We start from the raw sequence: 25,363 nt of genomic DNA on the forward strand, positions 1-25,363 counted from the left end.
CAACTTTATAAAAATAGCGATGGGTTTATACTCATCGCTATTTTATTTTTATAGCCATGGAAATAAGGAGAATAGAGATATCCGAAGCGGGAATAGTAACCGGTTTGTTTGACCGTTACCGCCAATTTTACAAGCAACCAGCCGACCCGGAACTTGCCGGGCATTATATCAGCCAGCGTCTTGCAAACAACGAATCGGTCATTTTTGTCGCCATTGCCAATGGTACGCCCGCGGGGTTTACCCAGTTGTACCCCACCTATTCATCGGTAAGGGCATGTAAAAACTGGATATTGAACGACCTTTATGTCGATGCACCATTTCGCAAAAAAGGGATCGGCGAGGCACTTATTCACGCAGCAATGACTTTTGCCAAAAATGATGGCGCAACTTATGTGCAACTGGAAACTGCTGCAGATAATTACACTGCGCAACGGCTGTACGAGGCCGTTGGTTTTGAAAAGAAGGAACCAGGGACGGGGTTTTTCTTGTATAAGATCGGTGTATAGCCGGTCTTATTTTTCATAATACGGCTTCTTTGCCCGTTCCGGGTCGTAATGCAGGTTTGGTGTAAGCCAGTACAGTAATATTACCCTGGAGTACCGGTAATTGAAGGGTGACAGCACCAGGGTTACCCCCAGCAATATACCAATATAAAGCCATGGCGATTCGGAGCCTGTCAAAAGGAAAGTGCTTACGGCCAGCGTCACCATTTCAGCTACGATCATGCCGTAGCTTACAAACATGGCGACGTAAAAATATCCCGGCTCTATCTCGAACTGGAAGTTGCAGTACGGGCAGTTCGCATGTGATTTTTGGCCTACGAAGCCGAGGCCGGTGTTTACAAACATGTCCCCTTTGCGGCATTTCGGGCATTTGGCATGTAATGCCGCGCTAAATTCTGAGATGGGCGTTATGGTTTTTTCGGTGTCAGGCGTTGTCATGGCTTTGGGTTTTTTAAAGTATTTTTTCTGAAATCTTCGGGTGTCAGGCCCGTATATTTTTTGAAGAATTTGGTGAAATAAGAGTTGTCGTTAAAGTTAAGGCGGTAGCCTATTTCGGCAGCCGTCAGGTCGAGGTTGATCAGCAGCCTTTTTATCTCCAGTAATACCCTGTTACGGATAACATCGCCTGCCGGCATACCAAGCATGTCGTTACAAAGGGCGTTCAAATGATTGGGAGTTATATATAACAATTGAGCATAATCCTTTGGCAGTCGCAGCGTGGCAAAGTTTTCTTCTATCAGCAGCCTGAAATTTTTGAGCAGGGTATAATTATAGGCCGATGGCTGTTTTTGCTCAGGTGCTGCATTCTTCCTGTTTATAAGGATAAATACCTGTAACAGCAGGGTCCTGATCATATCCACACCCATAGCGGCAGGATGTTCACTTTCGGCAATGATATTTTCAAATAAACAGATTACTTGCGGGCGGATATCGTCCGTCAGTTCAATTACCTGGTCGTCGGCATTTCCGCTAAAAAATGCGAAGTGCTGCAGGTAATCATTGAGCAGCAGGAACGATTGAAAAAAGGCTTCGGAAAAATGGACCACGTAGCCGTCAACATCGCCTTCAAAGGTCCAGGAATGCACCTGCCCGGGCACCATAAAATAGATCTGGTGTGGCTCAACTTTAAACCATTTAAAGTCGATAGCATGAGTGCCGCCGCCTTTGGTAAATAACACCAAATGGTAAAAACTGTGTTTATGAGGAAAGTGAAGATCGGTGTGTTTTTCCAGGTAGGTGCCAAAACGGCTTACGAGCATGTCTTCCTGCTGAAAATCAGACAGTTTGCAAATGTCATATACAGGGAATGTGCTTTTCATCTTTGCTACACAAAGGTAAACGTAAAGTACAACCGCACGTAGTATTTATCGTGTCCTTAATGGTACTTTTTACTGATTGTTATGAAATATGGAAGAAAATGCCTTTAAAAAAATAATCCCCCGCCGGGAGGCGGGGGATATAGTGGTCCGTCTTACTCGCTAATTCGGACCAAACCTAAACCTTATCGTTGCAAATTTGTGAAATTTTTATGAATAACGGATGAAATTTTTTCAAAAATCTATGCGGAAATAATTCACATATTTACAAAAACGTAACCGAATGTTAATAAATAAACCGGACAGCCTCATTTTTGATATGGATGGCACACTTTGGGACGCTGTGGATACTTACGCCGAATCGTGGAACATTGTGTTTCAACAACTTGGAATAGACATGTTTGTGAGGCGCGACGACCTTGCAAAGATGGTAGGATGGGAGGGCAAAAAGGTACATGCGGTACTTATGCCCGACTTTGACGAAGAAAAACGACAGGGTATTTATGCAAAGGTGAATGAATTACGCCGCGAGCTGTTGCCGAAAAATGGCGGTGTATTGTACGGAGGTGTAAAAGACGGATTAAAGCAGCTCGCCGGAAAGTACCAGCTGTATATTGTTAGCAATTGCGCAGTAGGTATTATTCGTTTATTTATGGATTGGGCCGGTATAAGCGAAAATATTGTAGATGAGATAGCGTATGGTACCAATTACATGCCCAAACATTACAATATTAAACAACTTATCGAGCGTCATCATCTTAAAACCCCCGTTTATGTTGGCGATACCGAAGGCGACGGAGAACAAAGCAGGCTGGCAGGCATCCCGTTTGTATTCGTAAGTTATGGTTTTGGCAATACAAACGATCACGACGTTCGGTTTGATAACTTCACTGATTTGACAAACTACTTTATGGGCCTGTAAACCATTCAGGCAAGCGGCAGGGTAAAACTGAAAACCGAACCCTTGCCTTCTTCGCTTTGTACGCTTATTTGGCCTTTGTGCCGGTGGATGATCTCGCTTGAAAGATACAGGCCTATGCCAAAACCGGCAATGTGTTTCATATCATCATCTTCGACACGATAGAAACGCTGGAATATCTTTTCCTGGTCTTTGGGTTTTATCCCAATGCCCTGGTCAGCTACCGAAACACTCACATGGTTTTCGATAATTTCAGTCGTTAAAGCTATCGTGCTGCCTTTTGGCGAATATTTGATAGCATTGCTGATATAATTACTGATAACCTGCCCTATCTTTTCGCGGTCGGCGTTTACTTTAACCTCGCAATGTGGTGTAAATTTCAGTGAATGTGTCCCCGCAATCACCCGGTTCTCGGCAATCACATCCTGCACCAATTTGTTGATATCAAATATGTTTTTTTTCAGATGAAGCTTACCAGGTTCAATTTTCGAAAGATCGAGGAAACCGTGTATAAGGGTAGTCATTTTATTTACCTGGTTCAGCGCTTTGGTTAACGAACTGGCGACAAACGGGTCAGGCGATGCGGACAGCTTGACCTCCAACAATTGAATGTAAGCTTTAAGCGAGGTAAGCGGGGTTTTTAGCTCGTGGCTTGCCATAGCTATAAAATCATTTTTCCTTTCCTCGTCGCGCTTGCTTTCCGTTACATCTACAATGGTACCCAGCATTCTTTCGGGCTGGTTCTTATCGTTGAACAGCACCATGCCCTTGGTGCGTATCCATCGCATAGATTCATCCGGCCAAAAAATGCGTACTTCGTATTCGTATTGACCGCTTACCAGCGCGCGGTTATATGCAGTTAAAACAATATTTTGCATATCGTCTGGGTGTACCTGGTTGCGTATATAGGAGAGAGATATCTCCGCATTGGGCTGATGCCCGAAAATAGTCACCATCTGCGGCGAAAAAGAGAAATCGGCTGTTTTAATATCAAGCACCCAAAAAGCAATGCCGGTAGCGTCGGCTGCCATCAATAACCGGTTCTCGCTTTCGATGGCGGCCTGTTTTGCTTTTACTTCGCCGGTAATATCAACAACGGTATTCAGTATATAAGCAACCTTGCCTTCCGAACAGTGTATTGGTATGTTGGAACACGACCAGTAATGTTCAGACAATTTTTTTGTTACCGTGTCCTGTATATCGAACCGGTAAACCGGCACGTCGATCTTTACGCCCGTTTCTATAACTTTAGTGAATACTTTCCGGGCAGTATTTTCATCATTCGGGTCGTCGCCAGTATCAGGAAAAACTTCAAAAAAACCGTTTCCGACAACATCTTCACGCTGTACTGAAGTGATCTGCAAATAAGCGTCGCTAACCGCAGCAATAGTAAAGCGGGGCGCATCGGCCTTAACCAAAAGCGATCCCGGCGATTTTTCAAATAACAGTTGAAAGAGACCTTCGTTAAGGTTGTCGGTAGAGGTATCGGCCATGATATTGGTGCGAAAATCTAAATCAAAGTAAATAATTTTAATCGGTAACGAAAACTTGTTTTTATAATTAAAAGTGGGTAGCCACTAGAGCCTTTTTTAGTACCCCCGTATTTTCTTTTAACGGGCTCAATTGCTTTTGGTTATCGTTTTAATAAAAAATATATATTAGTATGAAACATGTAAGTGTGCCAAAACATATTTACTTTGTTGCTGTTAAAGCCTCATAGTTCAGCCGAAAAATTTGAATATCAGCCGAAAAAACGATCAACCTTAATTATTGTTCGCAATGACCAGGGAAAGAAAAATTAAAAACACAGACACGAGTTACAAAACGTTACCAAAAGTACCGTCCGGAATATCAGGCCTTGACGAAATAACCATGGGCGGTTTCCCAAAGGGACGTCCAACATTAATTTGTGGCGACGCCGGGTGCGGTAAAACCCTTATGTGCGTAGAGTTTATTGTAAAAGGCGCGACGTTGTATAACGAGCCGGGAGTATTTATGGCGTTTGAAGAGAGCCGTGAAGACCTGGCTATGAATGTGGCTTCGCTGGGTTTTGACATCGAGCGACTGCAAAAGGATAATAAGATAAAAGTAGATCATGTCCGTATCGAGCGCGAAGAAATAGAAGAAACCGGGGAGTACAACCTTGACGGAATATTTATCCGCCTGGGTTATGCAATAGACAGCATTGGCGCTAAGCGTGTGGTACTCGACACCATTGAAAACCTTTTCTCGGGATTAGAGAATGAAAGCATAGTGCGGTCAGAGTTGCGCAGGTTATTTGGATGGCTGAAGGAAAAAGGCGTTACCGCATTGATAACCGGCGAAAAAGGCAACGGCATGTTTACCCGCCAGGGGCTTGAAGAATATGTGTCGGATTGCGTTATCTTTCTCGATCACCGGATCATAGACCAGGTATCTACACGGCGCCTGCGTATCGTAAAATATCGCGGGTCGGTACATGGCACCAACGAATACCCCTTCCTTATCGACGAGGACGGTATATCGGTTTTGCCTATTACCTCGCTCAGCCTGAATAAACAGGTATCGTCGGAAAGAGTGTCGTCGGGCATTCCTGCATTGGACAAAATGATGGGTGGCAAGGGTTTTTATAAGGGTGGCAGCGTGCTGGTATCGGGTACCGCGGGCACCGGCAAAACCAGTATCGCCGCTTACTTTGCTAACCAGGTATGTAACGAAGGGAAAAAATGCATCTATTTCGCTTTTGAGGAATCGCCACGGCAGATCATACGTAATATGAAGTCGATCAATCTTAACCTCGAAAAGCATATCAATAAAGGGTTGTTACAGTTTAGCGCGTCACGACCTACATTATACGGGCTGGAGATGCACCTGGTATCTATTTATAAGGCTATTAAGGCATTTAAGCCTGATGTGGTGATACTCGACCCGATAACTAACCTGATCACCATCGGCGCCATGAGCGAAGTGAAATCCATGCTGATAAGGCTGATCGACTTTTTACAGGATGAACAGATAACGGTAATGTTTACCGCACTCACTTTAAATCCGGCAGTAAGCGATCAGACAGACGAAGGTGTTTCATCGCTGGTGGACACCTGGTTGCTGGTTAGGGATATTGAATCAAATGGCGAACGGAACCGCGGGTTATACGTGATAAAGTCGCGCGGAATGAAACATTCCAACCAGGTCCGTGAATTTATTATTACGGATAACGGCCTCGACCTGGTTGACGTCTACCTCGGTCCTGACGGCGTATTGATAGGTTCGGCGCGCGAAGCCAGGAAAATTGAAGAGCAAACCGGGTTCGCGTTGCGCGATTATGCCGTTAATGCTAAAGACAGGGAAATAAACAGGCAGCGTAAAACATTAGAAGCAAAAATTTCGAGCCTGAAAAATGAATTTGAATCGACCGAAGAGCAGTTGAACCGGATATATAACGAAGAATTATTGCGTAAACAGGTGCTGGAAAAAACGCGCGAACAGATGACCAGGATGAGGCGGGGAGATGAAAATGGGGCTGCACCTAAAACTCCGAAGAATAAAAAATGAAAAGTGAAAAAAAGTGGGAACTGAGGCTGTATGTCGCCGGTAAAACGGAACGTTCGGTAACAGCCCTCCGTAACCTGCAAAAATATTGCGAGGAACACCTTAAGGGCCAGTATAAAATTGAAGTGGTCGATCTGCTGGAAAAACCACAACTGGCAGAGGGCGACCAGATACTTGCTGTGCCTACGCTGGTACGAAAAGTTCCGGAACCGATCCGGAAAATAATAGGCGACCTTTCGAACGAGGAAAAAGTACTGGTCGGGTTAAACATTATCCCAGCTTAACGCTTATACAATCTGATGAAGAAAGCTGCCACTGAGTCTGATTGGGGAAAAGAAGAAGAACGACCTTTTGTGTTACGCTTGTATGTGGCAGGTTCGTCGCCGAATTCTGTGCGGGCCATAACTAATTTAAAAGCCATCTGCGAAAAGTACCTTGAGGGAAATTATGAACTGGAAATTATCGACGTTCATCAGCAGGTTCAAAAGGCCGGAGACCGCCAGCTTATCGCACTCCCTATGCTGCTTAAGGAGTCGCCGGGGATGGAAAGAAGGCTGATAGGCGATATGTCGGACACTAAAAAGGTTTTAAAAGGATTAGGAATAAAAGAGACAGGCGTTTAAATGGAAACGACAAAGTCATACGAGCAATTACTGGATGAAAATCGGGAGCTTAGTTTCAAACTGGAGGAAGCTAATGATACCATCGAAGCTATTCGTACCGGGCAGGTCGACGCTATTGTAGTAAACGGCCCTGCCGGGCACAAAGTATACTCTTTAAAGACAGCCGATCATACCTACCGGGTTTTTATAGAGAAGATGAGCGAAGGCGCGGTTACCATTGACAGGGCGGGGACCATTATTTATAGCAACACCCGTTTTGCTGCAATGATAGGCCTGCCTTTAGAGAAGGTGATAGGGGTTGCCTTCGATACCTTTATACCTAAAGAAGCCTGGAATGATTACCTGGCGCTTATTAAAAAAGGCTGGAAGGATGATATAAAGCATGAACTTACGCTTGTAAACTACAATAATGGCCCCACGCCATGCCTTTTCTCATGCAATGTGCTCGAAATGGACGACGGGGTGGTGGCCCTCAGCCTGATCATTACCGACCTTACCCAGCAAAAAGAGATACAGCAGCAGCTGAAATCTCAGAACAGACAGTTAGAAGCTGCCCGCGATGAAACCAAGCGCATGAACGACCAACTGGAGGAAACGGTTAAGGTGCGTACCGCCGACCTGCACAACAGCAGGGAGCATTTTAAACTGCTGGCCAACAACGTTACTCAAATGGCCTGGACCAACCTGCCAAATGGTGAGGTGAATTTTTACAACAATCGTTGGTATGCTTACACCGGTTTGAGTTTTGAAGAAACTAAGCAATGGGGATGGAAAGCGGTAGTGCACCCTGATGATCTGCCTAATACGATGGAAAAGTATTTAACGTCGTTAAAAACCGGGGAGATATTCGAAGCGGAAAATCGTTATAAGCGGTACGACGGTTCGTACCGCTGGCATTTAAATCGGGCACTTCCCCAGCGCGACGAGAATAACGAAATTGTTTTCTGGATAGGCACAGCAACGGATATTGAAGACCAGAAAAAAGAACTGGAAAAAAAGGATGAATTTATCGGCGTAGCCAGCCATGAGTTGAAAACACCTTTAACAAGTTTAAAAGGTTACCTTCAGTTAATGAAAATGCAGGTAAAAGACAATTTTCCGCCGGCATTTCCTACGTATCTTGATAAAGCAAACGCTGTTGCAAATAAGCTGCAGCACCTGGTAGACGACCTGCTTGATGTAAGCAAAATAAACGCCGGCAGGCTTGATTACAGGATGGATACCGTAAACCTGAGAACAATTGTAGACGAATGCGCTGATAGTTCGGTACATGTCTATAATGGCTTTGAATTTGAAATAGATAACGGAGAAGACTACTTAGTAAAGGCAAACCCCGAACGCTTGGAACAGGTTATTACCAACCTGGTTAATAATGCGGTGAAATATTCAAAGAAAGATAAACGGATTATTATCAAAACTCAAAAGAACGGCGATAAGGTGCGCGTTTCTGTGACCGACTTCGGCATTGGCCTTAATGAGGACCAGAAGAAAAAGATATTTGAACGTTTTTACCGTATCGAAGATAAAAAATACATGACCAGCGGCCTGGGTATGGGGCTTTATATCTCATCACAGATAATGGATACCCATAAGGGAACTATCGGTGTAGAAAGTGAACCAGGCAAAGGGTCGACATTCTATTTTGAGTTACCGCTGGAAAAATAAGCTTTCCCATACTTTACATTTCACGATGTTTTAGTAAATATGTATTTAACAATATTTACGCTATGAAACGTCAGGCCTCTTTTGTCTTTTTAACTTTCGTATTTTTTGTATCGGTTTACCCGGCCGGTGCCCAAACCTACAAGCCGCCTGTTTTTACCGATGCCGGCCGCCTCAAAAAGATAGAGGAAACGTTCTCGGTTATCGATAAGATCTACAAGGATTATGCGGAACAAAATCATTTTCCGGGCCTGGTGTACGGTATCGTAACCGATGGTAAACTGGTACATACGGGCGGTGTTGGCTACAGCAGGATCACTGATAAAACTGAAGCAACTTCAAAATCAGCTTTTAGGATAGCATCTATGAGCAAAAGCTTTACAGCAATGGCCATTCTGAAGCTGCGCGATGAAGGCAGGCTGCGGCTGGACGATCCCATTTCCCTATATATCCCCGAAGCAAAAAATATGAAGCGTCTTACCAAAGATGCTCCGGCTATAACTATTCGCCACCTGCTTACCCACACGGCCGGCTATCCTGAAGATAACCCCTGGGGCGACCGCCAACTGGCCAATACCGATCAGCAATTGATAGAACTCTATAGAAAAGGAATCCCATTCTCCCACGATCCAGGGCAGGAGTACGAGTACAGCAACCTGGGCTTTGCCACACTGGGCTATATCATCAAAAAAGTATCGGGTAAAACGTATGAGCAATATATCACAGAAAATATCCTTAAGCCTTTGGGGATGAACCATACTTATTATGAATATACCAAAGTGCCTGCGGAACTGCTTGCTCATGGCTACCGCTGGCTGGACGGCAAATGGGTTGAACAACCCATGCTGCACGATGGTTCTTATGGCGCTATGGGAGGGATGATCACTACGATGGAGGATTTCAGCAAGTACGTAGCCTTTCATCTTTCAGCCTGGCCGCCGCGTGATGATGTGGAGAAAGGGCCTGTCAAAAGAAGTTCGGTGCGCGAAATGCAATACCCCTGGGATATAAATGGATTTAACGCAAATTATAAAACGGCTACAGGCAGAAGCTATCCTTTTGCCTCGGCCTATTGCTATGGCCTTCGCTGGCGTAAATATATCGATGGTATGACAGCAGTGGGCCATACCGGTGGTTTGCCCGGCTTCGGTAGCGAATGGACCATTTACCCCGAATACGGCATTGGCGTTATTTGCTTTGCTAACCTTACTTACGCCAATGCCGGGAACGTGAACCTGCAGGTGGCCGATACCCTGATAAGACTCTCCGGCATAAAAATGCGCCAGTTACCGCCTTCCGATATCTTAACCAAACGGCGCGATCAATTAGTTAAACTGCTGCCCGGCTGGGATAACGCCAAAGCCAGCGGCATATTCGCCATGAATTTCTTTATGGATTATTTCCCAGATAAACTGAGAGCAGAAGCGGTCGCCGTTTTCGAAAAAGCGGGCAACATAACATCGGTAGGAGAGGTAGTGCCCGAAAACCAGTTAAGAGGTTATTTTATTATGAAAGGCGAACATGGTGACATCAAAATAAGCTTTACTTTGACGCCGGAGAACCCGCCTTTGATACAGGAATATCATATAACAAGTATCCCAAAATAGTGCATTGATTTGGTTTAGGTTGCCATAACCTTTATTTTCGCATTAATTAACTATTCAGATACCCTGTTAAATAACCACTTATGAAACGCATCTTACTATTAGTAACATTACTAACCGCAAGCCTTGCAGGTTTTTCACAAACGGCTGTTAAAGACACCGCGAAAAAAGATACTGCATGGAAGATTCATGGGCAAAATACATTCCTTCTCAACCAAAGTTCGTTTACCCACTGGGCAGCTGGCGGCGCCAATGCCTTTGCCGCCAACTTGGTTTTTGATTACGATTTCAATTACAAAAAAGATAAATGGAGTTGGGACAACAAAGTAATCGTAGGTTATGGATTGAGCAAACAGGCTGGTACAGGCTGGCGCAAAAATGATGACCGCATTATCCTGAACAGTTTATTAGGATACAAGGCAGCACAATATTGGCTGTATACTTTTTATGCCAACTTCCAAACCCAGTTTACTAAAGGTTATAACTACAATGCCGACGATACCCGCACACTTATATCCGCTCCGTTTGCACCGGCTTACCTTACTTTCGGTCCGGGTTTTGCCTATAAAAAGTCGGATAATTTCAGGGTGAACATTTCGCCGCTTGCTGCACGTATTACTATGGTAAGCAACGATTCGCTTTCAAATGCAGGATCATTCGGCGTAACCCCGGGTGATAAATCGCTGTTTGAGTTTGGTGCTTCGCTGGATGGTTATCTGAAGTTCAACCTTGCACCAAATATTTCCTTTGAGAATATCCTTAAACTGTATTCCAACTACCTGAAGCAACCGGGTAATATTTATGCCGACTATGCCGGCAATATTTTTATGAAGGTGAACAAACTGGTGACTGTCAATTTTGGGGTCGAACTGATATCCGATCCAAACGCAAAAATACCGGTTACCGAGAATGGTGTAACGGCTGAACATTCCCTGCTGCAGGTAAAACAGATATTCGGCGCTGGATTGACGTATAAGTTTTAGTCGGCTTGAACGAGCGCTGTTTGCACTGGTATCTGCGCCCTTTTGCTGATGATCATTTCGGCGATAAGCAGGTTTGGAACCCAGCATATCCATGATATTACGCGGTATGCCGTGATAAACTCGATATGGGCAATTTGCGATAGCGGCAGGTAGATGCGAAGGGTAACCGCTGCAAAAGTGAGGGCGTAATTGCGGATCATCCAGTTCTCGTGATCTTTAAATCTGCGCTTAATAATACTGGTATAGGCCATAATATCCGTAAACAACCAGCTAAGCGCCAGGCCGCTAAAACCCAGCACACAGGTTATGCCGCCAGACGCGAACATAGCGATGTAAAACCCTGCGATACTGCTTAGCATCACCGATGCTACATATATTTTTCCAATCAGCCGGTGCGCACTCAAATACCGGTTGCGAAGTTTTTGGCTGAACTGCGTCCAGCCGGTAAGCATCGCAATGCCGCCGAACGTGATGTGCATGTAAAATGCTGTATGCCATACGGCACTCGATAACAGTTCAGGTGATTTGCTTGCCCATAGGCCGTTACCGTGCATATCTACCAGGTAATAAATCGCAGGATAAAAGCCAACGCCAAGCGCACACAGGGCAAATAGTACCCACAGAAAAGTTTTATTTTTCACTGTTACGGGGTTTGGATTGGGACTATTAAAGTTATGGAAAGGTTACAAAAAAACAGCAGGGTCCCGAAGTAATTATTTTTCCGATTCGATAATATCTCCGCTGTCTGTGCGGCCTTTTTTGACGGCGATATAAACGCTGCCCCGATATAATTTAAAATCATTAAAATAGCAGGGTAGACCTTCCGAAACCTGCTCCTTGGGGCCGTCCATCACGGCATAATGCAGGTGAGGGAATATCGCGTCGCCCGAAAAACCAATGTTGCCTATTTTTTGCCCCGGCCTTACCTGTTCGCCATTCCTAACGGTCACGCTTCCTTTTTCAAGATGCAGCAAAACGCTGTACTCGCCGTTTCCGTGATCGATGATCACGTGGTTGCCCATGCCAAGCGGATCGGCATCAGCCGGGATATTGGGCGATTTGACGGCCTTCCTATTAAATTCATTGTCCGGAATATCATTTTGCGCCTCAATAATAATACCCCCCGCCGGCGCAAACACAGGTTTGCCAAAAACATACCAGTTCTCTTTTTTGAATGGATCGCTTTGGTACATATTTCCCTTTTCGTCAATATTCACCAGGTCGCACGCGTAACGGTTCGAATTGGCGGTGGTGCCTTTTTCCAGCCTTTCGGGTAACACTACGCGGAAGCGGCGGTGATGCGAGTAAAAGTCGTGCCCGTCCCAAACCAGTAACTTACCTTTCGCCGGCAGGGTAAAATTTGTTTTTGGAATATACAACCGCGGAGTTACGATCTTTTCAATCGAAACATCAACATCCATCGGTATCCTGTGCTTGTTGTTTTCCGCTTGCTGCGGCGAATCCGAATAATTGAAAAAGAACTCGTACCGCAGGAAGGTGATCTTTATATCCGGCGTCAGTGTATAAAAGGGGTTAAAAATACTGATGGTTGCTCCCGGTTTGATAATGGTGTTACCAAGCGTTTTTATTCCCGGCGATTGTCCGTTGCTGTTGATCGTCTTTTTTACGACCGTCTTAACCGAAGCATCTACTACCGACATTTCGATAGCCGCCAGCTCGAGCGTATGGGTACCTGTATTTTTAATGCTGATATCAAAGTTCAGGTACTGCCCGTACTGGTCGTGCTCAATAATTGGGTTTGCAGGCAGCATATTAATAGTTGCCTCGGTGGCCTGTATCGGGTTAGTAGTATCCCGTTTGGTCCCGGTGAAAACCAATAGCATGCAAAGCAATGAAATTGTTTTAAGCATAGGTTTGCCTTTTAGGAAAGTCGGCTCAACTCAAAGTTAACTATAACATTTGATGTATTTATCAATATCAAACCTAAATCACCTGGGCAAATCCGTCCGTTGGTCAACAGGAATCTACCGGTGGTCAAAAATTGTTTACCCGATGCGGCCATTGTGGTTCCTTTAAATAAAAAATCACGACAATGGAAACTACACAACGACAAACATACCTGGACTGGCTTAGGATACTGTCCATACTGGGTGTACTATTCTTTCATTCGGCAATGCCTTTTGATACCGGCGATTGGTGGCACATCAAAAACAAGGAAACCAGCAACCTGATGAGCGAGGTAGTATTTTTTATGCATTTGGTGCGTATGCCCCTGCTGTTCTTTATATCAGGCACGGTAAGTTATTACATGATGCAAAAACGCAGCAGCCTAAACTTTATCGGCTTGCGGTTTCGCCGGCTGTTTATCCCGCTGCTGGTCGGAATGTTCATCGTAGTACCACCGCAGATATATATGGAGCGTGTGGCCAATGGTTTCAAAGGTAGTTTTTGGGATTTTTACCCAAGCGTATTCAATTTTGTGCCTTACCCCAAAGGCAGCTTTAGCTGGCACCACCTGTGGTTCATCGCTTACCTGTTTATCTACGACCTGGTGTTTGCGCCGGTATTTGCCTGGCTGGTATCGCCTACAAGCGAAGGTTTCAGAAACAAACTTGCCGTATTGGCCAGCGGAAAACTGGTTTACCTGCTGGCCCTGCCCGGCATTATCTGGTATGCACTTTTAAGCTGGAAACTGCCTGAAACCAACGACCTGGCGCACGATGGCTGCTATTTTGTTTACTGGCTTTTATTTGTACTGGTTGGTTTCTTCTGCATCCTTCAGCCTAAACTGATGGACAGCCTTGAGCGTAACCGCCGTTTTGCGCTAACCATAGGTTTCTTAAGCTTTATGCTGATGAACTACTTGCGATGGAACAAAATTGAACCAGATAATATAAACTGGCATTTCACCAGTGAGTTTGCTTATGCCACTTTCAGGGGTATGCGGGCCGTTATCGGCTGGGGATGGGTGCTTGCATTGGTTGGTTACGGCAAACACTATCTAAACTACAAGCACAAGGTGCTCAATTACCTTAACCAGGCTGTGTACCCTTTCTACATCCTGCATCAAACCGCTATGGTTATAATAGCTTATTATGTGGTACAGGCGCCTAACGAAAGCATCTTGTCTAAATACATTTTCCTGGCGGCGGCTACCTTCTTCGTTTCGGTGCTCATTTATCACCTGCTTATCCGTCCGTATGCATTGATGCGGTTCCTGTTCGGTATGAAACCTAAGGATAAGCCAAAGCCGGTAATGCATGTTGAACCGGAAGAAATAAAAACGGTAGTGGTGCTATCGGCATAAGTTTTAACCACTCTGGCTCCTTCGTCGGCACCTGTCCCTAAATTTAGGGAGAGGGTGGGGTGGGGGTAAAATAAACGGCGTTTTTAATCATATTTGTACTATTAATGAAATTCTTCAGAAAATATATCTTCCCCGCCCTGTATGGCCTGCTGATCTACTTTACGGTAAGGGTGCTGCACGACACGGTTATAGGCGAGCGGTTTTGGAAGCGCGACTGGGCATTGAACGAATTTGAAATGGCCTGCAGCATAGTGGTGGGCTACCTGGGAATAGCCCTTTTCGACTGGCTCTTCAGGTTTTACGACAGGCGCTGGCCGGTGCAGTTTTGTTACCAGGGTGTAGTGCGCGAGTTGCTGATCATGGTGGGGGTCAACCTGCTGCTGGTGAATGCGATACTTACGCCCATGGCGGCTTTTACAGACGACGGGCTTTCCCTGGCGGATATCGTAGATATCAATGTAGTGCCCACGCTTTATGTAATAGTTTATTATGGCATAGCGCGTACAAGCACTTACCTGCGGGCCTATGTAGATAATAAAGTGCAACTGGAAAAAATAACCAATGAGCACCTGCAAACCGAACTGAAATTTTTGAAGGCACAATATCACCCTCATTTCCTGTTCAATGCTCTCAATACCATTTATTTCCAGATGGACGAGGACCATGAAGGCGCCAAGCGCAGCATCGAGAAGTTTTCGGAGCTGCTGCGCTATCAATTGTACGACCAGCAGCAACAGGTACCGGTAATGCAGGAGATAGAATACCTGCAAACTTTTATTGAACTGCAAAAAATACGCAGCACAGATAAATTAAAACTCAATGTTGATTTTGGAACAGGACTGAACGGGCAATTGGTTTACCCCTTATTATTCCTCCCTTTAGTCGAAAATGCTTTCAAATATGTAGGCGGGGATTATCATCTGGATATAGAAGCCAAAGTTGAGGGCGAAAATATCAGGTTCAGGGTTGAAAATTCGGTCCCGAATATTAAACCAGCAGCAACACAAACAAGCGGCATAGGATTGGAGAATTTAAGGCGCCGGCTCGACCTGCTATACCCCGGTAAGCATTCACTGGTAATAGAAAATGGGAATGGTAGTTTTAAGGCCGAAATGAAAATACAATATGAGCACTAAGATAAGCTGCATCATTACCGACGACGAACCATTTGCACGCAAGGGCTTACAAGGTTATATAGAAAAGATCGGCTTTTTTGACCTGCAGGGCGTTTGTGAAGACGCCCTGCAATTGGGAGATGTATTGCAAAAGCAGCCGGTCGACCTGCTTTTTCTCGACATACAGATGCCGCATATTACCGGGGTCGAGTTCCTGCGTGCTATCAAAAATCCGCCTAAAGTTATTTTCACCACAGCTTATACGCAATATGCCATTGAAGGCTTTGAGCTGGATGTGATGGACTATTTGCTGAAACCCATCCCTTACGAACGTTTCCTGAAAGCGGCCTGGAAAGCACGGGATTATTTCGCTTTGCGCGAACAGCCGGATAATGCAGCACCCTATATTTTTGTAAAATCCAACGGCAAGCTGGAGAAGATAAATTTTGATGAGATACTGTTCATCGAGGGTATGGAAAATTACGTGGCCATTTATGTCGATAATAAAAAAATAGTCACGCACACTACGATCAAATCTCTGCTTGAGAAATTGCCCGCTAAACAATTTATTCAAACGCATAAATCGTACGTCGTGGCTATCGATAAGATAGGCACTATAGAAGGCAATACCCTGCATATCCGCGATTACAAAGTACCGATGAGCAAGTATTTGAGGGAAGAGGTTTTGGGGCAGATAGTGCGCTAATAGAAACCATTGTCATTTCGACGAAGAACGAGGAGAAATCTTATAAAAGAGACACGTCCGCCTGCACATCGGCTAAGATTTCTCTCTATCGTTCGATGACAAGTTTATTAGTGATTTGCCGCCACCCCAAATAAAACATCGGCAGCGCCATACACAAGTCAGCAGCATGGGCTATCATTTCGGTACGTGTAATGCGTGAAGCCGGGAACAATACACCGCTTAACGCGATCATTATTCCAACCCATGTGGGCGCCTTTTTCGTTGCAGTCAATACGATACCCACCACCAGTAAACTGACCGGAAATGCCGGTCCGCCAATCCAGAAAACAACATTGTCAAACACTGGGTAATCCGCAAATGTTTCCAGCATTTGTTTATGCGGGATATGGAACGTAAGCGTGAAAATATCGCGTAAAGCAAAACCTGCCCCGCCGCAAAGGCATCCGTACACGGCGATAAAGAATCCCCAAACGGCATAACGGGGCGTTTTGTCTTTTAACAGATCGAACAAGGCCGCAAAGGCGAACACCCAAAATACGCTGCCAACAATAAGCAGGATGCCCGAGGTAACCGTATATTCAGTGTATTGCCCGGTTGTATGCCAGAAAAAGCTGGAAAGTCCATAAAAAAGCGGTGCCAAAATAAGCGCGGCTCCGTAAAGTCTTGTTCTCATGCTATAAGTTTTGGTGTAGTTGTGACTACGCTAAACTTAAGCAGGTTACAATAACAGGTTATTTAGCGTTAACTCTTTTCACCTCCTCAACTCCCTTCGCGGTTTGCCCTTTGATGTTATGGATGTCAGCCCTTTTTACATCGTCTAAAATGAAAGCCGGGCGGGCATCCTCATCCAAATAGCTAACCTCAACATCTCTTAACTTGATACCCGATACGTGGCGTATATAAAAACCATATGCAGGTATCGGGCCGAACATACCCGGCTCGGGGTAATTCTTTTCCTGCTCTGGTACAGGTTTATCATAGGCCTTGCCGCCGCCTTTATAGTAGATGCGGATATTATTGAGATCTATCTCTTTAATGTCGTGCCGCGGTATGCCGGTTATCTGGCAGCCGAAATCCGGGTCGGCATTGAAAACCCGGACGTTACTGATAGTCACCCGGCGCAGTTCGCCGACCGGAGTGCTCTGCGGACCGCGCATACGGGCACCAAGCCGCAGGAAAATAGGGGAGTTCACAATATCGCGCATAGTGATATTGCTGATGGATACATCTTCCAGCAAAGCGCCGTCTACCGTTTCCAGCGCAAGGCCACGGCAGTAATCGAATGTGCAGTTGGAGATCACCACATTTTTAAAGCCACCGTTCGATTCGGTGCCGAACTTAATGCGCCCCGTCGGATGCAGGCCATATTCGGGCTGCGAAGTACGTTTGTAAGTGCCGTCCAAAAACGAGCCTTCATCGTAACCGCTTACCTGGCAATTAGTGATGGTCACATTTTCCGTAGCCCTGGCAAAACCCAAAGCAAAGGTGCTTTTCAGGCAGATGCCATCGTCATAAGGCGAGTTAACACTGCAATTGGAAACATGTACATTGCGGCAGCAATCAATGTCCATCCCATCGCGGTTGGTATCCATTTTAAGGTTGTCAACGGTCAGGTTATCAACACCTGTTGCCAGTATCGCAAACCAGCCGCCGTGCGCAAAGATTACATCCCGGATAATAATATTGCGGCATTTGTAAAGCGTAAGCGCCTTATTGGCTATCGGGCTGTCCTTTTTATAGTCCCTCAGCAGGCCCTTGCCATAGATGGTGCCGGGCCCGAGTATGGAAACATCATGCACATCCTCACCCCAAATCAGCGAGTTATGAAAATGGCTGTGCCCGTAATCCTGGTAGGTGGTATTCACCGTTTGTTCCTCGTGGTCGTAAACATCCGCATCACTGGCTATAATGGTCGCGCCCTGGTCAATGTAAAGGCTGATATTGCTTTTCAGATGGATAGATCCGCTCAAGTAATTTCCGGCCGGCAAATAAACCGTACCACCGCCATTACTTGCTGCCGCATCGATGGCCTTGTTAATGGCTTTGGAGTCGAGATTTTTACCGTCGCCTATAGCGCCAAATGTTTTGACATTGTAGACGTCGTTTTTTGTCTGAGAGAAAGCGCTTGCCGATATAAAAAGCACCACAAAAGTAAAGGTTATCCGTTTCATTATTTACTGTTTTTCGTTGGTTTTGTGTTAGCAGTTTCCCATGCAGTGTGGATAGCATCCTCCAGCATGTCCCGCCGTACTTTACTTAGTTCTACAAAGGTGGCTCCGCCCAATCCCCATTTATTAGGCACAGGATAAAATATAGCAGGATCGAACGATTGGAAAACCGACTGGTCTATCGGCGTAAGCTTTACCATCATGCGGTTTTCAGCGGGCCACAACGTTGCAAACACCCGCTTCTTTTTTATCCTGAATGCCGGTCGGCCAAAGTGGTCGAACTCTTCCGCGTTGGGTTGGGAAAGTGCTATCTCGCTGGCTTGTTCGATATTAACCATTGCTTATTTTTTTGAGGTCAACGCCATTTTTATACCAAGACCAATGAACATTAGTCCCGTTACTTTTTCCTGTATCAGCCAAACTTTTGGATTTCGTTTAAAAAAGTCGCCGGTCCGTCCTAAAATAAAAGCAAGCAGGAATAGCACCAGCGTACCCTGCACGTTGAACCATAAACCAAGCATGCCCAGCTGAAATTTAAAGTAATGCGACGCCGGATCAATAAATTGAGGCAGGAAGGACAGGAAAAAAATGGCCACTTTAGGATTCAGCGCATCGGTAATAAAGCCCTGTTTAAAATGCTTCCAGTTGCTGCTGCCCCGGGGCGTGATCTTAGTATCAGTATCCGGTTTGGTGATTAACGCTTTTACGCCGAGAAAGATCAAATATGCCGCTCCTGCAAATTTGATCAAACTGAACAGGTACGCTGATTTTGCAATGATAAGCGACAAGCCAAAAACCGCTGCCGAGATATGAACAAAACAACCGCAGAATATTCCCAAAGCCGATATCATGCCTGCCTTTACACCTTTCGAAATACTCCGCGAGGCAACGAACAGGACGTCGTTGCCGGGTGTAATGTTAACTAATAGTGTAACGGTGAAAAATAACCAGGCGTTTTGAATGTGGAACATGTTCAGTCATATTTTTTATAAAAATAGTTATCTGAACAATAGGATGTATTTAAGAATATCTTTTTAAAATATCGGTTAGCGCATCTATATTAAAAGGTTTTTCGAGATAAGCGTTGGCGCCGCATTTTTCTGCAAGACCTTTTAAATGAGGCACAGCGGAAATTAGGACTACCGGGATATCACGGGTTGTTTTATCCGCCTTTAGTTTTATTATCAGGTCGCTGCCCCGTACGCCAAGTAATAGCTCGTCCATTAATATAAGGTCGGGCTTTATGGTATCAAGTGCTGACAAGGACGACCCATCTGAGCAAGGTATTGCCTCATGTCCTTCATCCTGTAAAATATAATCCAGCACCTCTTTGATGTCCAGGTTATCTTCGATCACTAAAATTCTCAATAGTTTCCTCTTGATTAAAAATTTATATTAGAAACTAAAAATACACATTTCTAATATATTTTCAATAAAGATATGAAAGCAATTTTGGATTAATTCTGAATTATTTTTGTTGCAGTCATGAACAGGCGTCATTAACCAATAGGTAACGCCGCGGACTTTGATTGATAACTAAAATCTGTTGATATTTGTATCGTATTTTTCGAACATAAATAGCCGGGCATGTCTGAATCACCTAACGGAAACGTTACTTCACAAACCACTGACGGGGTAACTACCATTTCTTTTTTTCATCCCGCACAGAACTCGTTGCCGGCTGATCTGTTGAGCCGGTTAGCTTCAGAAATTGAAAAGTCCGGAAAAAGTCCGGATACACGTGTTATAGTACTTAAAAGTGAAGGCGAGCGTACTTTTTGCGCAGGTGCAAGTTTCGATGAGCTTTTACAAATAAGGGATAAGGAATCAGGTACGCAATTCTTTTCCGGCTTCGTTAATGTTATTAATGCCTGCCGTAAATCTGAAAAGATTATTATCGCCCGTGTACAGGGAAAAGCTGTTGGCGGGGGAGTGGGTTTAGCCGCCGCCGCTGATTATTGCATAGCTACTGAAGCTGCTTCTGTCAAATTGAGCGAACTGGCCATAGGGATAGGTCCGTTTGTTATTTCTCCCGCAGTAATTCGTAAAATTGGCCTGCCCGCATTTTCACAACTTACCATTCGTGCGGCCGATTTTCAAACGGCGCAATGGGCAAAGGAGAAAGGGCTTTATAATGAAGTATATGCGGATATCCCCGCTCTTGATGAGGCGGTAGATGCTTTAGCGGCCAGGTTGGCCTCATACCATCCCGATGCGCTTGCCGGCTTGAAAGAAATATTATGGGAGGGCACTGAAGACTGGGACCAAGTACTTGCTGAACGTGCGGCTATCAGCGGCGAACTGGTGCTTTCGGAGTTTACACAGCAAGCGCTAAATAACTTCCTTACCGGGAAGCGATGAAATAATCGTTACCTGCTTTCTACCGATCTGCAGGCTTGTTTTGTCTTTAACTGTAGATTTAATATCTTGTTTCTTTATAGTAAAATTGAAATGAAACCCCACCGGGTTTATATCGTTATAAAGTAAAAAAACTTACACGCCGATTAATGTCCGATCCTCATAAAAATGGAGTAATAACTATAATTAGCGTAGTTACGATAATTGCCGGCGTTATTGTGATGTCCGGGTGGATATTTCATGTGCCGGTACTTAAGGAAATTGTACCTGGATTTGTGCCAATGGTATTTAACGCCGCATTGTGCTTCGTTTTCTTTGGCGGGGCCTTACTTGCCCGGCAAAGCACCAGGGTAACCAGCAGTAAAACGGTTTTTTTTATTTCATCGGCAGCCGGTGCGCTGGTGGGGATAATAACCCTGCTGCAATTCCTTTTTCACTTTAATTCAGGCATCGATGAACTATTTATAAACGATCCGGAGAAAATATCGGCTAACCACCTGTATCCCGGTCGCATGGCCTATAACGCGGCTGTCAATTTTACGCTGCTTGGCATTGGTTTTTTGCTGCTCTCGGCAAAGGGAAGAATTTCCAATTTACTTGCCCAATATTTCTTTCATGCGGTCAGCATACTTTCCGCCATTGCTCTGATAGGTTATTTATACGGCGTGTCGCTGTTTAATACGCTGCTGTATGTAAGTTCCATGGCCACACATACAGCCATCCTATTCCTTATTTTATCAATTGCCGCGGCTATGTTAAATCCATCGTTGGGTATTGCCCGGTTATTTACTGGTAAACAGATAGGTAACCAGCTGGCCCGCAGGCTTTTCAGTATGATAATCATAATGGTGCTTGTGTTTGGTTCTTTAAGGGTTCAAACTCAACACTATCGAATATTTGCATTGGATTTAGGCATTTCGTTGCTGGCTGTCTGTTTCCTGCTGGTCAGCATGATTATTTTATGGAGCACGGCCAACTGGCTGAACAAGATCGACACCAAACGTTCGGACGCTGAGGCTGAAGTGAAATTAATGAACGCCGGACTGGAGCAAAGGGTAGCCGAGCGCTCGGCCGAAATTATAAGGAGTGAGGAAAAGTACCGGTCGCTTATCGAACAGGCCTCAGACGCTATTTACGTGCTTGATTTTGGTATGAACTTTACCGAAGTAAATGCCAGCATGTGTAAAATGACGGGCTACACGCGGGAAGAACTGCTGCAAATGAACGTTGTTGCCATTATCGATCCCGAAGAATTGAAAACGGACCCGCTGACCACATCACCGGATATAGCGGGCCAGTCAATTGTTCGCGAACGAAGGTTTATGCGCAAGGACAGATCGGTTTTTACCGTTGAGATCAATGTCAAAAAATTTTTGGACAACAGGATATTGGTTATGGCGCGCGATATTTCGGAACGAAAACGCATAGAAAGCGAATTAAAGGAAGCCGAACTGAAATTCAGAACGATAGCCGAAAGGTCGATAGTGGGCGTATACATTGTGCAAAATGGAAAATTCATTTATGTAAACCCACGTTTTGCGGGGATATTTGGCTACGAGCCTGCCGAACTGACCAACACAGTACCTGTAGAGGCTATAATACACAAAAGCCACAGGCACATTACAACTGAAAATGTAAGGCGGAGAATGGAGGGAGAGGCAGAAAGTGTGCACTACGAGGTGATGGGTCTGAAAAAGGACGGCACAACCAATTGGGTGGAATTTTATGGTACCAGGGCAACCTTGGGCGGAGTACCAACCATCATCGGATCGATGGTTGATGGAACCGAACGTAAGCAAGCCGAAGAAGAGCTCAAAACATCGGAACAGAAATACAAATTGCTTTTTGAGAGTAACCCCCTTCCGCTTTGGATGATAGCTAAGGACGATCTGTCTGTCATTGCCGTTAATGAAGCTGCCGCCCGGTTGTATGGTTACACCAGGGACGAATTATTGACAATGAACGTGAAAGCTTTGCGTGCCGAAGAGGACAGGGACAAGCAGCTTGAAGGCTATAGGGAAGAACTAAAAAGTTCGGCTGATGGACGCGTTATCCGGCATTTGAAAAAAGACGGGACTTTGATGTATGTGCAGATAACGGCTCACGATATCATATTTGATGGCCGGCCCGTGCGGCTTTCGCTCACAAATGATATAACCGAAAAATTACTGGCCGAAGAAGCGTTGAAAACATCAGAGGCTAACCTGCAAACTATCCTGAATACTACCGATACCGCTTATGCCATGTTCGACACGCAGTTGAAGGTGCTGGCATTTAATCAGAAAGCTATAGAATTTGTTATTGCGCAATACAATCATGTGCCGGAAAAAGGAGATAACCTGGCCGATTTTTTCCGCCGGGAACGATTACCACAATTTACCGAATTCCTGAAGCGGGTGTCGCAGGGGCAGCACATCAATTATGAAAGCGATTATCCTGAAAAATCGGGCGGCAGAGTATGGTACGACGTCAGGCTATCGCCCATCACCAACAAGCAAAATGAGGTGTTGGGTACCCTGATGGCTCTTTATGACATTACCGAAAGAAAGGCGTACGAACAAAATTTACAGGAGGCCTACGACAGCATCCAAAACCATATCGAAAGCATCAAAGGCATGGCCTGGAAGCAATCGCACCTGATACGCAGTCCGGTGGCTAACCTGCAGGCGCTGGCCAAAATGTTAAAGGATCACCCGACAGACGCGGAAGTGCTCGCCCACCTGCAAGCCGAAGTTGACAGGCTTGATGAGATCATCCACGAGATGGCCAAAGAAGCAGCAGCCCATAATGTATAAAAAAAGCCCGGCAGGAGAAGAGCTTCCGGGTGGTGATATTTAGGGTGATTATCACTATTTTGTAATTGAGGGTAAACTGATTGCATTAACGGGACGCGATAGTCAATCGGCCTTTTTATTGGCTATTGAAAAGATTAGCTTAACCGACCACCCACTAACGGTTTTATTGTAGAATAAGTTATTGTCGTTAGCATCCAATGAATTGTAATTTCCATCAGTCCCATTTGGGATTGATTTATCCTGATAGGTACTTATAACATAGTCTCTAAGTTGGCGTACTCTAGAAACGTCGTAAAACACCGCAACCTGCAAATTGTCCGAAATGAAGTATCCTAATCCTAAACCACCATCAATATTCTTGTTAAATGATATATCTGGTGCCACATTTACCAGATTTAAGGCAAGGTTGATAGACATGTGTTCCCAAAAATTAGCTTTAGTACCTTTGCTTGCACTTTTTACAAAACTGTTGTTATCCTGGTTAACTGCAATCTTCCCTAGTTTGACCATTATAACAGACGATATAACAAACCCATCCTTACTTAAAGGCTGTAGTTTTAAATTGTGATTTGCGTCAGGCGTCAGGGAATAATCATAAGTTTTGTCAAATGTGTGGCTGTAACCCGCTCCAAAACCAAATGTCACTCCATTTAAGTCAACGGTTTGCCCAAAAGCTGTATTAATAATGGAGATCAGGACAATTCCCAGTATGATTTTTTTCATGATACGCAGATGATTGCTTACTCTGAATCCGTTTTCGGCTTTCCCGGTTGTTGAATAACAACCAAATCTCAGAACTGCATTGTTAATGTTTTACCGCAGAAATAGCTTTTCTGGCAGGGTGTTTTCACGGTATAAAAACGGGTGAAAAAACGGTGGCTAAAAGACTGTTATTTAGGAATTTAGTGGGGTTAATTAATTAAATTAGTTCACCTTAAAACCAAAACGATATGAAAGCCAATAATTTCAAATGGACTGTTGATACGGCATGTTTTAATACCGAAACAACCACGCCTGATATCCCAAAGATTAAATCAATGGAAGTAAATTCAATGGGCCAAAGTATTAACCTTCCTGGCCTGACAGGACATGCGGGAAGGCCCGTCGATGCAAACTTGGCTATACATTTTATTAAAAATTTTTTAAATCATTTCGAAATTACTTTTTTTAAAGACGATGAAGAAGCTCTTGAAAAAGCGGAAAAGCTTGCCGCTACCATTGAGAATTCAGATAAATTACTAGCGCATTTTAGACAGTTCCACAGTCGTGCAAAGAAAAGACATGGTGCGTTATTAAACTTAAAATACGGAATTACTCTTGAAAAAGATATGATATTGAAAACTCTTAGTCAGCCTGGCTGTGAAGGTCTGCGGTTTTATCTATGCGCCCGCACAGCTCCCGAGTTCAATGATCCATACATGCATGTTTCGCTAATAGCTGTGGGGGTAGACGATGAGGGGTATGATCTTAATTACAATGCAGGATCTGCAACACCTAACGCCAACATGCCATCAGGTCAAGATGTCAATACCGAATCATTGACACTTGAATATATGCCGCCACCGCCTTATAACTTTACAAATGGGAGTACACAGATGGCGGAACAGAGGGTCGAGAATGCGAAAACTCGTAGTAAATTTTTTGACCGATTTGTTTTACTCAATATCGCAAAATATGGCAAGCCAAGCGGCAACAATTCAGATGAAAAAGCTGAAAACAAAAAGATCGAACAGAACTTTCAGACAAGCCCGCCATCTGGCTCACCAGGAACCGGGCAATAGCAGCAACAAAAAATTCGGTCTTGAAATTTGGATG

At 44.7% G+C, this 25,363-nt stretch carries 25 protein-coding genes; 14 read left to right on the forward strand and 11 right to left on the reverse strand.

Annotated elements, in window-relative coordinates:
* Nucleotides 1–56 precede the first annotated feature (56 nt).
* Nucleotides 57–506, forward strand: a complete 450-nt coding sequence (locus VL525_RS06040) for a GNAT family N-acetyltransferase (RefSeq protein ID WP_325384398.1) — start codon at nucleotides 57–59, stop codon at nucleotides 504–506.
* 6 nt (nucleotides 507–512) lie between these two features.
* Here VL525_RS06040 and VL525_RS06045 read toward each other — a convergent pair whose 3' ends face one another.
* Nucleotides 513–941, reverse strand: coding sequence for a DUF983 domain-containing protein (locus tag VL525_RS06045; RefSeq protein WP_325384400.1), 429 nt, complete (start codon nucleotides 939–941; stop codon nucleotides 513–515).
* Complete coding sequence (locus tag VL525_RS06050; protein WP_325384402.1) at nucleotides 938–1,822, reverse strand: AraC family transcriptional regulator; 885 nt, start codon at nucleotides 1,820–1,822, stop codon at nucleotides 938–940. Before VL525_RS06050 ends, VL525_RS06045 begins: the two co-directional genes overlap by 4 nt.
* Before the next feature lie 280 nt (nucleotides 1,823–2,102).
* On the opposite strand from VL525_RS06050, the gene VL525_RS06055 reads away from it, so the two are divergent.
* Nucleotides 2,103–2,741: an HAD family hydrolase gene (locus tag VL525_RS06055; RefSeq protein ID WP_325384404.1), complete on the forward strand. Its 639-nt coding sequence runs from the start codon at nucleotides 2,103–2,105 to the stop codon at nucleotides 2,739–2,741.
* A gap of 5 nt (nucleotides 2,742–2,746) precedes the next feature.
* Here VL525_RS06055 and VL525_RS06060 read toward each other — a convergent pair whose 3' ends face one another.
* Complete coding sequence (locus VL525_RS06060; RefSeq protein ID WP_325384406.1) at nucleotides 2,747–4,231, reverse strand: PAS domain-containing sensor histidine kinase; 1,485 nt, start codon at nucleotides 4,229–4,231, stop codon at nucleotides 2,747–2,749.
* Between the two features lie 286 nt (nucleotides 4,232–4,517).
* Here VL525_RS06060 and kaiC point away from each other — a divergent pair, with 286 nt between their 5' ends.
* From kaiC to VL525_RS06090, 6 genes are all read left to right on the forward strand, one after another.
* Nucleotides 4,518–6,269: a circadian clock protein KaiC gene (gene kaiC, locus VL525_RS06065; RefSeq protein WP_325384408.1), complete on the forward strand. Its 1,752-nt coding sequence runs from the start codon at nucleotides 4,518–4,520 to the stop codon at nucleotides 6,267–6,269.
* Nucleotides 6,266–6,550 (forward strand): circadian clock KaiB family protein, encoded by a 285-nt coding sequence (locus tag VL525_RS06070; RefSeq protein WP_325384410.1) that lies wholly within the window; start codon nucleotides 6,266–6,268, stop codon nucleotides 6,548–6,550. Before kaiC ends, VL525_RS06070 begins: the two co-directional genes overlap by 4 nt.
* A gap of 15 nt (nucleotides 6,551–6,565) precedes the next feature.
* Nucleotides 6,566–6,889 (forward strand): circadian clock KaiB family protein, encoded by a 324-nt coding sequence (locus VL525_RS06075; RefSeq protein WP_325384412.1) that lies wholly within the window; start codon nucleotides 6,566–6,568, stop codon nucleotides 6,887–6,889.
* Nucleotides 6,890–8,554 carry a PAS domain-containing sensor histidine kinase gene (locus VL525_RS06080; protein WP_325384414.1) on the forward strand — a complete coding sequence of 555 codons (1,665 nt, stop codon included), beginning with the start codon at nucleotides 6,890–6,892 and terminating at the stop codon, nucleotides 8,552–8,554.
* Nucleotides 8,555–8,616: 62 nt separating this feature from the next.
* A complete protein-coding gene (locus tag VL525_RS06085) occupies nucleotides 8,617–10,158 on the forward strand; it encodes a serine hydrolase domain-containing protein (protein ID WP_325384416.1) in 1,542 nt (513 codons plus the stop codon).
* Between the two features lie 80 nt (nucleotides 10,159–10,238).
* Nucleotides 10,239–11,138: a DUF3078 domain-containing protein gene (locus tag VL525_RS06090; RefSeq protein WP_325384418.1), complete on the forward strand. Its 900-nt coding sequence runs from the start codon at nucleotides 10,239–10,241 to the stop codon at nucleotides 11,136–11,138.
* Here the strand turns inward: VL525_RS06090 and VL525_RS06095 are convergent.
* Together VL525_RS06095 and VL525_RS06100 are read right to left on the reverse strand one after the other, a co-directional pair.
* Nucleotides 11,135–11,779 (reverse strand): DUF2306 domain-containing protein, encoded by a 645-nt coding sequence (locus tag VL525_RS06095; protein ID WP_325384420.1) that lies wholly within the window; start codon nucleotides 11,777–11,779, stop codon nucleotides 11,135–11,137. The two genes, VL525_RS06090 and VL525_RS06095, sit on opposite strands and share 4 nt — an antisense overlap.
* 72 nt (nucleotides 11,780–11,851) lie before the next feature.
* Nucleotides 11,852–13,009, reverse strand: coding sequence for a M23 family metallopeptidase (locus tag VL525_RS06100; RefSeq protein WP_325384422.1), 1,158 nt, complete (start codon nucleotides 13,007–13,009; stop codon nucleotides 11,852–11,854).
* Nucleotides 13,010–13,191: 182 nt separating this feature from the next.
* Between VL525_RS06100 and VL525_RS06105 the strand changes: the two genes are divergently transcribed.
* The 3 genes from VL525_RS06105 to VL525_RS06115 all read left to right on the forward strand — a co-directional run bounded on the left by VL525_RS06105 (nucleotide 13,192) and on the right by VL525_RS06115 (nucleotide 16,227).
* Nucleotides 13,192–14,406, forward strand: coding sequence for an acyltransferase family protein (locus VL525_RS06105; protein WP_325384424.1), 1,215 nt, complete (start codon nucleotides 13,192–13,194; stop codon nucleotides 14,404–14,406).
* Nucleotides 14,407–14,510: 104 nt separating this feature from the next.
* On the forward strand, nucleotides 14,511–15,542 hold the full coding sequence (locus VL525_RS06110) for a sensor histidine kinase (protein ID WP_325384427.1): 1,032 nt from the start codon (nucleotides 14,511–14,513) through the stop codon (nucleotides 15,540–15,542).
* Nucleotides 15,532–16,227 carry a LytTR family DNA-binding domain-containing protein gene (locus VL525_RS06115; RefSeq protein ID WP_325384429.1) on the forward strand — a complete coding sequence of 232 codons (696 nt, stop codon included), beginning with the start codon at nucleotides 15,532–15,534 and terminating at the stop codon, nucleotides 16,225–16,227. Before VL525_RS06110 ends, VL525_RS06115 begins: the two co-directional genes overlap by 11 nt.
* A gap of 85 nt (nucleotides 16,228–16,312) precedes the next feature.
* Here VL525_RS06115 and VL525_RS06120 read toward each other — a convergent pair whose 3' ends face one another.
* The 5 genes from VL525_RS06120 to VL525_RS06140 are packed head-to-tail and all read right to left on the reverse strand — an operon-like array spanning nucleotide 16,313 to nucleotide 19,763.
* Nucleotides 16,313–16,900 carry a hypothetical protein gene (locus VL525_RS06120; protein ID WP_325384431.1) on the reverse strand — a complete coding sequence of 196 codons (588 nt, stop codon included), beginning with the start codon at nucleotides 16,898–16,900 and terminating at the stop codon, nucleotides 16,313–16,315.
* A 58-nt stretch (nucleotides 16,901–16,958) separates the two neighbouring features.
* Nucleotides 16,959–18,398 (reverse strand): rhamnogalacturonidase, encoded by a 1,440-nt coding sequence (locus VL525_RS06125; RefSeq protein WP_325384433.1) that lies wholly within the window; start codon nucleotides 18,396–18,398, stop codon nucleotides 16,959–16,961.
* The gene (locus tag VL525_RS06130) at nucleotides 18,398–18,733 is read right to left on the reverse strand and encodes an MmcQ/YjbR family DNA-binding protein (protein ID WP_325384435.1); all 336 of its coding nucleotides are present in this window, start codon (nucleotides 18,731–18,733) and stop codon (nucleotides 18,398–18,400) included. Before VL525_RS06130 ends, VL525_RS06125 begins: the two co-directional genes overlap by 1 nt.
* A 3-nt stretch (nucleotides 18,734–18,736) precedes the next feature.
* Nucleotides 18,737–19,366 carry a LysE family translocator gene (locus VL525_RS06135; RefSeq protein WP_325384437.1) on the reverse strand — a complete coding sequence of 210 codons (630 nt, stop codon included), beginning with the start codon at nucleotides 19,364–19,366 and terminating at the stop codon, nucleotides 18,737–18,739.
* A 49-nt stretch (nucleotides 19,367–19,415) separates the two neighbouring features.
* On the reverse strand, nucleotides 19,416–19,763 hold the full coding sequence (locus VL525_RS06140) for a response regulator (protein WP_325384439.1): 348 nt from the start codon (nucleotides 19,761–19,763) through the stop codon (nucleotides 19,416–19,418).
* A 219-nt stretch (nucleotides 19,764–19,982) separates the two neighbouring features.
* Here VL525_RS06140 and VL525_RS06145 point away from each other — a divergent pair, with 219 nt between their 5' ends.
* Both VL525_RS06145 and VL525_RS06150 read left to right on the forward strand, forming a co-directional pair.
* Nucleotides 19,983–20,756: an enoyl-CoA hydratase/isomerase family protein gene (locus VL525_RS06145; protein ID WP_325384441.1), complete on the forward strand. Its 774-nt coding sequence runs from the start codon at nucleotides 19,983–19,985 to the stop codon at nucleotides 20,754–20,756.
* A 146-nt stretch (nucleotides 20,757–20,902) separates the two neighbouring features.
* Entirely contained in the window at nucleotides 20,903–23,548 is a 2,646-nt protein-coding gene (locus VL525_RS06150; protein ID WP_325384443.1) for a PAS domain S-box protein, read from the forward strand.
* Between the two features lie 102 nt (nucleotides 23,549–23,650).
* On the opposite strand, the gene VL525_RS06155 is transcribed toward VL525_RS06150, so the two are convergent.
* Nucleotides 23,651–24,271, reverse strand: coding sequence for a hypothetical protein (locus VL525_RS06155; RefSeq protein WP_325384445.1), 621 nt, complete (start codon nucleotides 24,269–24,271; stop codon nucleotides 23,651–23,653).
* A 227-nt stretch (nucleotides 24,272–24,498) separates the two neighbouring features.
* Between VL525_RS06155 and VL525_RS06160 the strand changes: the two genes are divergently transcribed.
* The gene (locus VL525_RS06160; protein ID WP_325384447.1) at nucleotides 24,499–25,329 is read left to right on the forward strand and encodes a hypothetical protein; all 831 of its coding nucleotides are present in this window, start codon (nucleotides 24,499–24,501) and stop codon (nucleotides 25,327–25,329) included.
* Nucleotides 25,330–25,363: the final 34 nt, after the last annotated feature.

The sequence above is a fragment of the Mucilaginibacter sp. genome (assembly GCF_035492695.1).
Classification (GTDB): Bacteria; Bacteroidota; Bacteroidia; order Sphingobacteriales; family Sphingobacteriaceae; genus Mucilaginibacter.

Bases quoted from the DNA above. Each gene is read 5' to 3' on its own strand.
- VL525_RS06040 (WP_325384398.1), top strand. From the start codon at position 57: ATGGAAATAAGGAGAATAGAGATATCCGAAGCGGGAATAGTAACCGGT.
- VL525_RS06045 (WP_325384400.1), bottom strand. From the start codon at position 941: ATGACAACGCCTGACACCGAAAAAACCATAACGCCCATCTCAGAATTT.
- VL525_RS06050 (WP_325384402.1), bottom strand. From the start codon at position 1,822: ATGAAAAGCACATTCCCTGTATATGACATTTGCAAACTGTCTGATTTT.
- VL525_RS06055 (WP_325384404.1), top strand. From the start codon at position 2,103: ATGTTAATAAATAAACCGGACAGCCTCATTTTTGATATGGATGGCACA.
- VL525_RS06060 (WP_325384406.1), bottom strand. From the start codon at position 4,231: ATGGCCGATACCTCTACCGACAACCTTAACGAAGGTCTCTTTCAACTG.
- kaiC (WP_325384408.1), top strand. From the start codon at position 4,518: ATGACCAGGGAAAGAAAAATTAAAAACACAGACACGAGTTACAAAACG.
- VL525_RS06070 (WP_325384410.1), top strand. From the start codon at position 6,266: ATGAAAAGTGAAAAAAAGTGGGAACTGAGGCTGTATGTCGCCGGTAAA.
- VL525_RS06075 (WP_325384412.1), top strand. From the start codon at position 6,566: ATGAAGAAAGCTGCCACTGAGTCTGATTGGGGAAAAGAAGAAGAACGA.
- VL525_RS06080 (WP_325384414.1), top strand. From the start codon at position 6,890: ATGGAAACGACAAAGTCATACGAGCAATTACTGGATGAAAATCGGGAG.
- VL525_RS06085 (WP_325384416.1), top strand. From the start codon at position 8,617: ATGAAACGTCAGGCCTCTTTTGTCTTTTTAACTTTCGTATTTTTTGTA.
- VL525_RS06090 (WP_325384418.1), top strand. From the start codon at position 10,239: ATGAAACGCATCTTACTATTAGTAACATTACTAACCGCAAGCCTTGCA.
- VL525_RS06100 (WP_325384422.1), bottom strand. From the start codon at position 13,009: ATGCTTAAAACAATTTCATTGCTTTGCATGCTATTGGTTTTCACCGGG.
- VL525_RS06105 (WP_325384424.1), top strand. From the start codon at position 13,192: ATGGAAACTACACAACGACAAACATACCTGGACTGGCTTAGGATACTG.
- VL525_RS06110 (WP_325384427.1), top strand. From the start codon at position 14,511: ATGAAATTCTTCAGAAAATATATCTTCCCCGCCCTGTATGGCCTGCTG.
- VL525_RS06115 (WP_325384429.1), top strand. From the start codon at position 15,532: ATGAGCACTAAGATAAGCTGCATCATTACCGACGACGAACCATTTGCA.
- VL525_RS06120 (WP_325384431.1), bottom strand. From the start codon at position 16,900: ATGAGAACAAGACTTTACGGAGCCGCGCTTATTTTGGCACCGCTTTTT.
- VL525_RS06125 (WP_325384433.1), bottom strand. From the start codon at position 18,398: ATGAAACGGATAACCTTTACTTTTGTGGTGCTTTTTATATCGGCAAGC.
- VL525_RS06130 (WP_325384435.1), bottom strand. From the start codon at position 18,733: ATGGTTAATATCGAACAAGCCAGCGAGATAGCACTTTCCCAACCCAAC.
- VL525_RS06135 (WP_325384437.1), bottom strand. From the start codon at position 19,366: ATGTTCCACATTCAAAACGCCTGGTTATTTTTCACCGTTACACTATTA.
- VL525_RS06145 (WP_325384441.1), top strand. From the start codon at position 19,983: ATGTCTGAATCACCTAACGGAAACGTTACTTCACAAACCACTGACGGG.
- VL525_RS06150 (WP_325384443.1), top strand. From the start codon at position 20,903: ATGTCCGATCCTCATAAAAATGGAGTAATAACTATAATTAGCGTAGTT.
- VL525_RS06155 (WP_325384445.1), bottom strand. From the start codon at position 24,271: ATGAAAAAAATCATACTGGGAATTGTCCTGATCTCCATTATTAATACA.
- VL525_RS06160 (WP_325384447.1), top strand. From the start codon at position 24,499: ATGAAAGCCAATAATTTCAAATGGACTGTTGATACGGCATGTTTTAAT.